The organism is Niallia sp. NCCP-28 (assembly GCF_023168165.1).
Classification (GTDB): domain Bacteria; phylum Bacillota; class Bacilli; order Bacillales; family Cytobacillaceae; genus Niallia.
Map to the genome: position 1 here is coordinate 371,078 of NZ_BQYJ01000001.1, position 12,817 is coordinate 383,894.

9 protein-coding genes are annotated in these 12,817 nt (G+C 36.1%); 1 reads left to right on the forward strand and 8 read right to left on the reverse strand.

What is annotated here, in order from left to right; genetic code table 11:
- The first annotated feature begins 20 nt into the window (after positions 1-20).
- Positions 21-2,930: a PBP1A family penicillin-binding protein gene (locus NCCP28_RS01830; protein WP_248559705.1), complete on the forward strand. Its 2,910-nt coding sequence runs from the start codon at positions 21-23 to the stop codon at positions 2,928-2,930.
- A 115-nt stretch (positions 2,931-3,045) separates the two neighbouring features.
- Here NCCP28_RS01830 and NCCP28_RS01835 read toward each other — a convergent pair whose 3' ends face one another.
- The 8 genes from NCCP28_RS01835 to panD form a co-directional block, all read right to left on the reverse strand.
- Complete coding sequence (locus NCCP28_RS01835) at positions 3,046-3,567, reverse strand: YpoC family protein (protein WP_248559706.1); 522 nt, start codon at positions 3,565-3,567, stop codon at positions 3,046-3,048.
- Positions 3,567-4,223, reverse strand: a complete 657-nt coding sequence (gene nth, locus NCCP28_RS01840; protein ID WP_248559707.1) for an endonuclease III — start codon at positions 4,221-4,223, stop codon at positions 3,567-3,569. The genes NCCP28_RS01835 and nth overlap by 1 nt, the downstream gene beginning before the upstream one ends.
- A gap of 191 nt (positions 4,224-4,414) precedes the next feature.
- Positions 4,415-5,128, reverse strand: coding sequence for a DnaD domain-containing protein (locus NCCP28_RS01845; protein ID WP_248559708.1), 714 nt, complete (start codon positions 5,126-5,128; stop codon positions 4,415-4,417).
- A 334-nt stretch (positions 5,129-5,462) separates the two neighbouring features.
- A complete protein-coding gene (gene asnS / locus NCCP28_RS01850; RefSeq protein WP_248560265.1) occupies positions 5,463-6,755 on the reverse strand; it encodes an asparagine--tRNA ligase in 1,293 nt (430 codons plus the stop codon).
- A gap of 288 nt (positions 6,756-7,043) precedes the next feature.
- On the reverse strand, positions 7,044-8,237 hold the full coding sequence (locus tag NCCP28_RS01855) for a pyridoxal phosphate-dependent aminotransferase (RefSeq protein WP_282579513.1): 1,194 nt from the start codon (positions 8,235-8,237) through the stop codon (positions 7,044-7,046).
- Between the two features lie 29 nt (positions 8,238-8,266).
- Complete coding sequence (locus tag NCCP28_RS01860) at positions 8,267-8,740, reverse strand: cell wall elongation regulator TseB-like domain-containing protein (RefSeq protein WP_248559709.1); 474 nt, start codon at positions 8,738-8,740, stop codon at positions 8,267-8,269.
- 279 nt (positions 8,741-9,019) lie between these two features.
- On the reverse strand, positions 9,020-11,806 hold the full coding sequence (gene dinG, locus NCCP28_RS01865; RefSeq protein WP_248559710.1) for an ATP-dependent DNA helicase DinG: 2,787 nt from the start codon (positions 11,804-11,806) through the stop codon (positions 9,020-9,022).
- 479 nt (positions 11,807-12,285) lie between these two features.
- Positions 12,286-12,669: an aspartate 1-decarboxylase gene (panD, locus tag NCCP28_RS01870; RefSeq protein ID WP_248559711.1), complete on the reverse strand. Its 384-nt coding sequence runs from the start codon at positions 12,667-12,669 to the stop codon at positions 12,286-12,288.
- Positions 12,670-12,817 lie beyond the last annotated feature (148 nt).

Below are 12,817 nucleotides of genomic sequence, written 5' to 3' on the forward strand. Positions count from 1 at the left end.
AGAAAGGTAGGAAAAAAACAATGGCAGATATGTATGAAACGCGAGAGGAGCGCCGCAAAAGACTCCAAGAAGCGAAAAATAAAAATAAAGGACCTAAAGATAAAAAAGAACAGCAAAACAAAACGAAAAAAAGCGGTAAACAAATTGCAAAACGCATTTTCTTAGCCGTGATTGCCTTGGCAATTGTTGGAATGATCGGTGGTGCCATTACCTTTGCTGTAATGATCCAAGATGCTCCAAAACTGGATGCTGCAACGTTAAAAGATTCAATCTCTTCTACTTTTTATGATTCAGAAGGAGAAGAAATTGCAAAAGTTGGCGCTGTAAACCGAGATTATGTCAATTATGAAGATATTCCTGAATTAGTAAAAGACGCCTTTATTGCAACAGAAGATGCCAGATTCTTTAAGCATCATGGGATTGATCCAATCCGTTTAGGCGGAGCAGTTGTTGCGAACGTTAAACATGGTTTTGGTGCTGAGGGGGCAAGTACGATTACACAGCAGGTTGTGAAAAACTTTTTCTTTAATCAACCGCAAAAAACCCTTTCCCGTAAGGCACAAGAAGCATGGCTTGCCATTCAATTAGAACGCAAGTATTCAAAAGAAGAAATTTTTGAAATGTATGTAAATAAAATTTTCATGTCAGAAAATATGAGTGGTGTAAAAACAGCTGCAAATACTTATTTCGGCAAAAACCTTGATGAATTAACATTGCCGGAAGCAGCACTGCTTGCAGGAATGCCACAAGCTCCAAATGCCTATAATCCTTTTAATAATCCTGATCGTGCCGATAAACGAAAAAATGTCGTTTTATCTTTAATGCACCAGCATGGATATATAACAAAAGCAAAGATGGAAGAAGCACAAAAAGTATCTGTTGAAAGCTTAGTTTTGAGCAAAGATAAACGAAAAAGCACTAATCTTCCATATGATTCCTATATTAAAGAAGCAATTGCAGAAATTGAAGAAAAATATCCAGACATTAATGTCTATACAGATGGACTTTCTATCCAAACAACATTAAATAAAAAAGCACAAAATTATGTAGATAAAATTATGTATGAAAATGAAATTGTTCCATTCCCTGATGAAAAATTCCAAGCAGGAATTACCTTGCTTGATACAAAAACGGGAGGAATTTTAGCAATCGGTGGCGACCGCGATCCCGATGTCAAATTTGGATTCAACTATGCAACAGAGCAAAAAAGACAGCCAGGATCCACCATTAAGCCAATCCTTGACTATGGACCTGCCATTGAATACTTAAAATGGGGCACATACCATACATTAGTGGATAAAGCTACAACTTACTCAGATGGTACGCCAATTGGCAACTGGGATAATCAGTATATGGGGTCATTATCGATGCGTGAGGCATTGGCGCGATCTCGTAATATTCCAGCCTTAGAAGCCTTTAAAGAGGTTGGTGCGGACAAGGCACAAGAATTTGCAGCAAATATAGGTGTCGAACTAAAAGAAGTCTATGAATCAGCTTCTATTGGGGGAATAAGCCCAGGTATTTCTTCTCTTGAATTAGCAGGGGCATATAGTGCATTTGGGAATGATGGAATATATAATACGCCACATGCAGTCAAATCGTTTACCTTAAAAGACGGCACAAAGATAAACATGGAACCAGAACCTAAAGCTGCCATGCAAGACTATACTGCATTTTTAATTACAGATATGTTAAAAGATGTAGTAAGCTCCTCGTATGGAACAGGATCTTATGCAAATGTTTACGGACTGCCAATTGCTGGTAAAACAGGAACAACCAACTATACTGATCAAGAATTGAGCGATTATAATATACCTACAAGCAAAGCTGTTCCAGATGCTTGGTTTGCTGGATATACGACCAACTTTACAATGGCCGTATGGACAGGGTACGAAAGCAGAAAGAATTATATTGAGCCAGGCATGGATCAGAAAATTGCTCAAAAAATATTTGCCACTGTTATGGGATATATTTCTGAAGATGTGGAAACCGAAGACTTTAAGCAGCCAGATAGTGTAGAGACAGTCAAAATTGAAAAAGGAACTTACCCTGCCCGATTAGCCAGCTCCTATACACCTAGCAGTCAAATTCTTACCGAATATGCGGTCAAAGGCAATATCCTTAATCAAGTATCTCAGAAATATGATAAACCTGATGCACCCTCTGGCGTAAATGCATCCTATGATAAAGATAACGATGCAATTACATTATCTTGGAAATACGGCAGCAAAAAAGGAGTTAAATTCCAAGTAAATGTTAGCGTCGATGGCGGGGGTTCAAAGCAGTTAACCCAAACATCTGATAAAAGTCTAAAAATTGCCAAACCAACACCAGGAAGCAGTTATACGTTTACTGTCATCGCTGTTAAAGACAGTCAATCAAGTGCTGCTGCTTCAGCAAGTGTGACAATTCCAAAACAAGAAGTGGAAGAAGAAGAACAGCCAGATGAAGATGAAACTATCGATGATAATGAAGATAAGCAGGATAATGAGGATACAGAAACAGATGATTCCCAAGATCAAGGTACAGATCAAGGAAATACAGACAATAACAATAATGGGAATAACTCTGGCAATAGCGGCAATAATTCCGACAACAGCGGCAATAATTCCGACAACAGCGGCAATAATTCCGGCAATAGCGGCAATAATTCCGGCAACAGCGGCAATAATTCCGGCAACAGCGGCAATAATTCCGGCAACAGCGGCAATAATTCCGGCAACAGCGGCAATAATTCCGGCAACAGCGGCAATAATTCCGGCAACAGCGGCAATAACTCTAATAATACCAATAGTAATAATAGCAATAATGCAAACGAAGAAGATGGAAATGAGAACCCAACAAGTGACTCAGATTCTTCAAATAGTACGACAAACCAAAATAATGGCAATACTACCAATCAGTCAAACAGCAATACAGATAACAACTAACAAAAGAGGACAAAGTCGTTTTGCGACTTTGTCCTCTTTTTCATTTTAATTTACGCTGTCATCAGAACCCTACTTTTATTTGTTATGCTAATGGATTTCTTTATTTTACTATAAGCTATCCTTTATTTTTTATTAAATAAATGGCAAATTGCTTTTCTAATTCTTTAAACAACTCTTCTAATTGTTTAAAAGAATGATAGCCTGTTACTCTTGAAAGAATAAAATATAATCTTTCCTCAACATTTATTGGCATTATTTTAATATTGCGGCTGATTAATCCCTCTTTAAACGTGACAGGCAAGTCATTCAGCCAATATAAACATTCCAAAAAACAACAAATACCATGTGCCATTCCTTTATATATTTGCTCTTTTTTTTGGGCAGCTATATATTGTGCAATTTCTACTTTCAATAATTTCCACTGATCAATAAGTATTGATACAGATGATTTAATATGCTCTTTTTTCCATGGTATAAAACCATTCAGCCCCTTTGTATATGCTCCTTCGTGAATAAAAGGCAAGTTAGCTTGGAAAGATTCTATTAAACGCATATCATCTAAATTGAATTCAGTCAAATGAGTTAATTGGGGAATTTGCAAATCGGCAGGAAGATGTATACAATAGCTTTTTTCCATTAGCCGACACCTAATTTTTTTATTCGCTTTTTGCCTTCCCGGCACAGGGATAATAAAGGACAAATCTCACATTGTGGATTTTGTGCTTTACAATGATAGCGTCCAAAAAAAATCATGCGATGATGCGTTTGCGACCATTCTTCCTTCGGTATTTTTTTCATTAGTGTTTTTTCGACTTCTAATACAGAATCTTTCCAGCGGCAAAAGCCCAATCTTTTGCTTACCCGCTCTACATGCGTATCAACGGCAATCGCCGGAATATCATAAGCAACAGATACAACCACGTTAGCCGTTTTTCGCCCAACCCCTGGAAGATTAATTAATTCATCTCGGTCAGCAGGTATTTCCCCATTATACTCATCTAACACCATTCGGCATAATTTTTGAATATTTTTTGCTTTATTTCGGTATAATCCAATGGAACGGATATCCTGCTGCAATTCTTCAAGAGGCACACGTAAATAATCTTCGGGAGTTTTATACTTTTGGAATAAATTTTTTGTTACTTTATTTACAAGCGCATCTGTACATTGTGCAGACAACGCTACTGCAATCACTAGTTCAAATGGATTTGCATGGACTAGTTCACAATGGGCATCAGGAAACATTTCTGCCATTGTATCCAAACAATACCTTATTTCATCTTTTTTCAACATATTTACCTCACCACGTTTTTCCCCTATTCACAGGTTCTTTTTATTTATCGCGCATTATCCGGCTTTTTCTCCAACTTAAACACAGACTGTTAAGTGTCCGGTGGCAACATCTCTGTGAGCTATATCCTATCTTGTATCAACTAGCAATCCGTAGAAGATAAAAAAATTACCCACTAATTGAAACTTTCGCTTTATTGGTCCAGCCAATTATAAAAAGGAACAGATTTCACCGTACTTTCTACAGAAGATTCCGCTCCTTTTCCTATTGTATATTGTTGATTTTGCCTAAACTTTTTCCCATGATTTTTTGCTTGTTGGATAGTTTGGATGCCGTTTTTTTTCCATTCAAAAAGAATTCGATCAATATAGCGAAAATTTATTTTCCCAGAAATCACAGCTTCTCTAAGAGCTGCTTTTATAATAGTTGGATTATGCTGATCATCATCCACCCACATTCCTAATGTTTCAATTTCAAAAGGAGACAGCGGTCTGCCAAACTCTGTTTCAAAACAAGAATATAGGTCTGTTTCTGTTTTTTCCGCTTCTTTTGCTTTTTCCTGCTTATTGATTAATAAATATAAATCTATTAATTTATTCCATAGTGGTTCTAAAGAATATTGTTCAAAACGTATGCCATTTTCATTATTTCCATCTATTATGGAAATAAACCCTCTTTTTATAAGTTGGCTTAACATTTCATGGCATTGTCTAGCATCCATGGTCATATAGCCAGCTAATTCTGCTGGAGTCGGAAATTCATTTCCCTTTTCTAAAAAAGAGTTAATATGCAAAAGCAATACTAATTCTTGTTCCGTCAGTTTAAGTGTTTTATAGTGTGTTAGAAGTGTTGTAGGAATGCTGATACTTCCCTCTTGCAACCATTTTAACATTATTGTTTTATTCATTTAGGACACCTCTAATTCAGTATATCATGACAAATCTCTCTTGTAATAATAAAAAAATGGAATTGCTGGCATGAACTTTTTCTGCGTGCAAAATAAATCTTATTCTCTTTTGTAAATCAGCTGCATTCCGGAAAAATAAACAAGGGAGAATGCCTTTGCTGCTTAAAAATAGAAGCAAAGGCATTCTTCCCTTTATTAGAAAGGCTTTATAAACTTGGCTGTTGATTTCCTCTTCAGACATTCGTTTTCCCCGCAAGAGTCATACGCCTTTCACTCTAATCAACACGCAGGTAGCTTTACTGCAACATTAGAAACAAAAAATAATCAAAAGTAATTAAGGATATAAACGGTTTAATAATCGTGGGAATGGAATACTTTCTCTAACATGCTCCACACCGCTGATCCATGCAACTGTTCGTTCTAATCCAAGTCCAAATCCGGAATGTGGCACAGAACCATATTTTCTTAATTCTAAATACCATTTATATGTTTCCGTATCCAATTGATGTTCTTCTACCCGTTTCTCTAAAAGATCCATATCGTGAATGCGTTCAGATCCACCGATAATCTCTCCATATCCTTCTGGAGCAATTAAGTCTGCACATAGCACAACATCTTCTCTATTTGGATCTGGCTGCATATAGAATGGTTTTAAAGTGGTTGGATAATGAGTAATGAATACAGGCTTATCATAGCTTTCTGCAATTGCTGTTTCATGAGGAGCTCCAAAATCATCTCCCCACGTAATATCATCAAATCCCTTTTCTTGCAAGAATTTTACTGCATCATCATAGCTGATTCTTGGGAATGGTGCTGTAATTTTTTCCAATTTAGAGGTATCTCTACCAAGTGTTTTCAACTCAAGAGCACAATTTTTTAATACAGACTGAACGATAAAGCTTACATATTCTTCTTGCACTACTAAATTATCTTCAAACTCCACAAATGCCATTTCTGGTTCTATCATCCAGAATTCAATTAAATGGCGGCGGGTTTTTGATTTTTCTGCACGAAAAGTTGGGCCAAATGAAAATACTTTTCCAAGCGCCATTGCAGCTGCTTCCATATATAGCTGGCCACTTTGGGAAAGATAGGCATCTTCATCAAAATATTTTGTCGCAAATAATTCCGTTGTGCCTTCTGGTGCACTTCCAGTTAAAATTGGGGGATCTACTTTTGTAAAACCATTTTCATTAAAGAATTCATATGTGGCGCGGATAATTTCATTGCGCACTTTCATTACAGCATGCTGGCGTTTGGAACGAAGCCACAAATGACGATTATCCATCAAAAATTCCGTTCCATGCTCTTTCGGTGTAATCGGATAGTCAACAGAACTATGGATTAATTGAACATCTTTCACCAATAGTTCATACCCAAAAGGAGAACGCTCATCTTTTTGTACAAGCCCTGTAACATATACGGATGATTCTTGGGTTAAAGATTTTGCTGTTTGAAACAATTCTTCGCCCACTTCACTTTTTACAACTACGCCTTGTACAAATCCAGTTCCATCACGAAGCTGCAAAAAGGCAATTTTACCGCTTGAGCGTTTATTGGCAATCCATGCACCTATTTTTACTTCTTTATCAACATTTTTCGGTAATTCAGCTATCGTTGATTTAATCACAATAAATTCCTCCAAAAACAAAGATCTAAATATGTAAAGAAAAGCAGCAACTGCTAATTTTTTTAAATGCTGAAAACATTCGATGCTAGCATAAAATTACTTTCCTATCAAAACATTATACCGAACTTACACGCCACAAGCAACATAGGAGGGTGTTCCAATAAATAGTTGAAACGCCCTCCTCGTCAAATGTCAGCACTTTGCAAACAATATATAAACACTCTAAACCTTCTTTAATTTCATTACTCAGTATATTCTTTTTAAAAAAGATACTTTACTGCAATATTATTTTGCCATTTTGTTTAGGACAAATTCGTGAATGCGCGCCACTGCTTTCTCCAGGTTTTCTAAAGAAGTCGCATATGATAAGCGTATATAGTCTTCTGTTCCAAATCCTGAACCAGGAACAACTGCAACCAGCGCTTCTTCCAACAGTGCAGAAACAAATTCATCTACACTAGCAAAACCTGTTAAAGCAGCAGCCTTTTTCACATTAGGGAATAAATAAAAAGCCCCTTTTGGTTTTAAGCAAACGACTCCAGGAATTTCATTTAGCTTTTGGTGAATAATATTAAGACGTTCTTCAAATGCTTTATTCATTTCTGCCACAGTATCTTGTGGACCTTTATATGCTTCAATCGCACCGTATTGCGCCGTTGTTGTTGGATTGGACGTACTGTGGCTTGCCAGATTCGTCATCGCCGTTATAATTTGTTTATTGCCGGCTGCATATCCAATTCTCCAGCCTGTCATTGAATGAGATTTACTGACACCATTAATAATAATAGTCGCTTCCTTAAGCTCAGGAGACAATGTCGCAATGGATACATGCACTGCATCTCCATATACCAGCTTTTCATAAATTTCATCTGAAATAATCAGAATATTATTCGCCAAACAAATCTCGCCAATTGCTTTTAATTCTTCTTCTGTATAAAGCATTCCAGTAGGATTGCTTGGGGAATTAATAATAACGGCTTTTGTTTTTTCTGTTATTGCATTTTTTAATTGTTCTGGCGTTATTTTAAACTCATTTTCTTCTAATCCATCTACAAACACCGGCACACCGTCTGCAAGTTTTACTTGTTCTGGATAGCTGACCCAATAAGGTGTTGGTATAATGACTTCATCGCCTTCATCCAATATTACTTGAAACAATGTAAAAAGCCCATGTTTTGCTCCATTTGTCACAATGATTTCAGAAGCTTCATAATGCAAACCTTGATCTTTTTCTAATTTTTCGCTAATCGTTTGTTTTAGCAACGGCAGTCCTGCAGCAGGCGTATATTTTGTATGTCCTTCATTCATGCTTTTCACAGCAGCATCAATAATGTTTTGCGGTGTATTAAAATCAGGCTCCCCTGCTCCTAAACCAATAACATCATAGCCGCTGTCTTTTAACGATTTTGCTTTTGCAGTGATCGCTAAAGTAGTAGACGGTGTTAATGCATTCACTCTTTGTGCTAACGTAATATTCATGATCTTCTCCTCCAACTAAAGACACTAATTTAGATATTTTCTATATTTAAAAGGATTTCACCTGTTTCAAAATCCAAATAATAATAATTTATTAAATCATCTTCTGAATGAGTATATATTTCCCACGCTGGAATTCCCTGAACCATGCCTAATCGAACAGTATTAATGGAGCTTGGGGATCTGTTGTCCAATAAAGCATTTATTGCATCTTTTTTAGATATTCCATCTTGTTTCTTTTTAACTGTTATACTGTTGTTTTTTTCATTTATCCAGACAATTACATTTTCCTTTTTGCTGTTTTTTCCCTCTACTATATAATAAGCGTCTGTCCCATGGAATAATGTAAAGTTATCGATACTTTTTACATCTGCTTTTTCTTCAGCAATTTCTATTGCTTTTTCTTTGGCAGTTTTTACTGGCTTTACAGCATCCAAATATAGATTTGCTGCAAATCCTAAAATAATCAAACATGCTAAACTTATAATCCATATCCATTTTTTCATTTGTCATCACTTCTTCATATTCATTCTATTAGCATTTTTGTTAAATAGTGGATTATCATCTATTTCCTTTTTTATTTCATCTAACTCTGTTTTTAGGAATACGCTGTGGTTCCACTTTCAACCTTTCATTCTCTTCCTCCTTGAAATTAAATTAACTATCAGGAAATACATTCAATTATTCTCATCAGTTATTATAACAGCAAGTATCAAGAGAAAGGAACACTTTTCCCTATTAAAAAATTCTAAACTATTTAATTTTTCTAAATTAACTTTTTGGCTCTAAAGCCATTTTTTTATAATCGCAATCATTTCATTCAATTTTTTGGTCTCCACTGAAACAGCAGGAATAGAGCGCAAAAATGTCTCTCCATAAGTGGTTGTTAATATTCTGCGATCAAACACAACAATAAACCCTTTATCTTCTTCTGTACGAATTAACCGTCCAAACCCCTGTTTAAAACGCAATACTGCTTCCGGCAGGCTATTTTCTGTAAAAGGATTGCCCCCATTTTTTTTGATTTCTTCATTTTTTGCTTCTGTTAAAGGTTCATCTGGAGAAGAAAATGGCAACCGAACAATTACTAGGCAGGATAAATCTTCCCCTGGTATATCAATGCCTTCCCAAAAGCTGTTTGTTCCAAGCAAAATTGCCTTTTCATAGCGTTGAAAATTTCGTGTCAGCCTCATTCTGCTTCCATTTGTGATGCCTTGTGCCAAAATAGCAAAGTCCTCTAAACAGCCGCTTTCTTTAATTAAATCATGGGTTCTTCGCAGCATATCATACGCTGTAAATAAAATAAGCATTCGGCCTGTTGTAGCTTCTGCTATTTGAATAATTTGTTCTGTTATGGCAGCAATATATTCTTCTAAAGGAACAGTATTGATTTCAGGTATATCATTGGGCACTAATAATTTTACTTGTTTTTCATATGGAAAAGGAGAATTAATTTGTTCTGCCTTATAGTTTTTTTTAGTCAATCCGAGTGAACGTATATAATAATCAAAAGAATCATTTACCGTAAGAGTTGCAGAGGTAAATACAATGCTGTTTTTTTGAGCAAAAAACTCCTTTTGCAAGATTTCTCCTACAGAATAAGGCTGTGCAAATAATACGGCATTATTAGGAAAAGTTCTTATATCTGCTTCAAGCCAGGATATATGCTTCTCCTCTCGTAAAAAAACGACTCTGAGCGCCATCAAATAGTCGTGCCATTCCTTTTGAATCTCAGCAAGTCTTTCTGTCACCAAAACTTGTTTGGTTGTCAGTATTTCTTTTGATTGTTTTAGCCTATTTATTTTTGCTGTGATTGCGTCAATGGCATCTTTAAATAAAAACACTAGCCGCTCTGCAGAATTGCGGGCATTGTTCCATTCTTTTGTATCCTCTCTTTTAATGCGGAAAGAGTTGTTAGTGTAAGCCGTTTTTTTGGACGTTTTTTTTGTATAGCGCATCAATATTCGAAAAAAGCTGTCTAGCTCTATTTGGAGATCGCCGACAAGCTGATTGAATAGGGGGTCTTTTTGTCCTTTTCCCTCTTTATCCATAAATAATTCCATCTTATAATATAACTGTTTTTGCTCAAATGTACCTACTTGCTGTATGCTTAATTTCACCCCAACATAGCTGAATTTATGGCCAAAATGTTTCGTTGCCACTTTTTCGAAATGATGTCCTTCATCAATAACAGCATATTGATAAGCTGGAAGTGATTTTTGCAAAGCTGTGCTGTCTTTTAGCAATAAAGCATGATTGGTAATAATTAAATGTGCTTTTTGTGCAAGCAATCTTGTTCTGCGATAAAAATCCTTGGGAGCCCACGCCTTCGAAATAGCTAAAGAAAAATTGCCGTCATTTTTAATTTTATTCCAATAGGCAACTCCCCCACTGGATAAATTCAACTCATCCTTATCTCCTGTAGAAGTTTCCGTCAACCAGATTAGAATTTGCATTTTTGTTAAAATAGTATCATAGTTATCTTCTTTTTCTTGAAGCGAGATTTCAAACTTGTCTAGACTAATATAATGGCTGCGTCCCTTTAAGATCGTATAAGAAACAGAAAAAGGAAGAGTACCTTTAAGCAAAGGCAGTTCCTTATTGATTAGCTGCTCCTGCAATTGAGTTGTATAGGTGCTAATGACAATTTGTTTTTTATTTTGAACGGCAAAATAGGCTGCTGGAAGTAAATAAGCTAAACTTTTTCCTATCCCGGTGCCAGCTTCGATCAAACAATGGTCATTATCGCAAAATGCTTCATAGATGGTTTCCATCATCTTAAATTGGCCTTGTCTTTTGCGAAAAAAAGGAAGAGTTCCCTCCATTCGCTTTTCTATTTCTTTTATAGAAAAGGTTTGTGAATCTATTCGTTTTTCTTTATTGTCCTTCTCCTCATTTTTGCTTACTTTTAGGGCCAATCCACGGTAAATCTCTAAATGATCCGGTATGTATTCCACTTTTTTTTGCTTTTTATCCATTATATCTTCCAAAAGCAAATCGACATCGCTTTTTAAAGAGCTGCTTAATTTATGCAGCTGTTTATTTGTTTGCAGCGGCAAACTCTCTAATTTGTGCAAGAGAATAAGCAGAAGTTCTGCTGTGACATATGCATCACTGTCTGCCTGATGAGGCCTTGAATGCACTATTCCCTCTTGGAGGGCTAAGTCTGTTAATTTGTAGCTATCTGCAGTCGGAAACAGCACTCTGGCCAATTCAACCGTATCAAGCACTGGTCCATAAAATGGTTTATAAAAAGCTTGCTCTAGCTCCTCCGATAAAAATGATAAATCAAATAATACATTATGTGCCACAAAATAAGCATCTTTTAATAGCTCTTGCACTTTTTCCGCAATTTCTTCAAATAATGGTGCATCTTTCACCATCTCGTCGTTAATTCCTGTTAATTCTTCTATAAATGGAGATATTGGTTGCATAGGATTTATTAAAGAAGAATATTCTTCCACTATTTTTCCATTCCTTACTACAACTGCAGCAAATTGAATAATCCTATCCCCTTTTTTCGGAGAATTACCGTTTGTTTCCAAATCAATCACGACATATTTATTCTCCATTTTACCCACCTCTAACTTTCAGTCAATCAAACGGTATCATAAAATTGAAAAAAGGAAAAGAGTTTTACCTATTATACGAACAGAGCCGTTATATAGGAATACATTCATATTATTTTATGTTGGTTTGCCTTAGGTTTCATTCATTATTGAAAAAAATGATACCTGCCTGTTTCCTTTATACTATTTTTATATTATTTCCATTTTCTCCTACTATTATCGAAAAATGCATCTTGCTCATTAAAAAGGCCCAGCCTTTTAAAGGCTAGGCTCACACTGTCGACAAACACTTGTGCTTTTTGTTGTTCTCCTTACTCGGACAACTCTGCTCCTCCTAAGGCTTCAGACTGTGACAAGGCTGCCGTTTTCGACAGCCTGAAAAGTTAGCAAATTGAACTTTGTCTGCACTCTTAATCTTAACCTTCTAATGGCTGTACTTAAGAGGTGTTCTCCAAAAGATTAAACAGACCGACCTTTACCGATTACATAATCGTTGCTGCAGGTTCATAATTTAAAAGTGTCCGTATTTGATTATTTTCATCCATGATTGCTACTTTTGGCTGATGGTTTGCCGCTTCTTCATTCAAAACAAGTGCATAAGAAATAATAATGACAATATCCCCTTTTTGAACCAGTCTTGCAGCTGCCCCATTTAAACAAATAGTGCCTGATCCTCTTTCGCCAGGAATAATATATGTTTCCAATCTCGCTCCATTATTATTATTGACAATCTGCACTTTTTCATTTGCAGCCATGCCAACTGCATCAAGAAGATCCCCATCTATGGTAATGCTTCCTACATAATTTAAGTTTGCTTCCGTTACTGTTGCCCGATGGATTTTTCCATTCATCATCGTTCGAAACATAAATGATCCCTCCAACTTATTGCTGTTTATAGAATAAAACTTCAATCAGTGGATCTACACTGATTGTCAGGGGCTTTTACAGACTAATTCGCCACCTAGATTTCTCCTTGTCTCTTATAAAGAATCTTACTGCCCATTAATGCTCGAT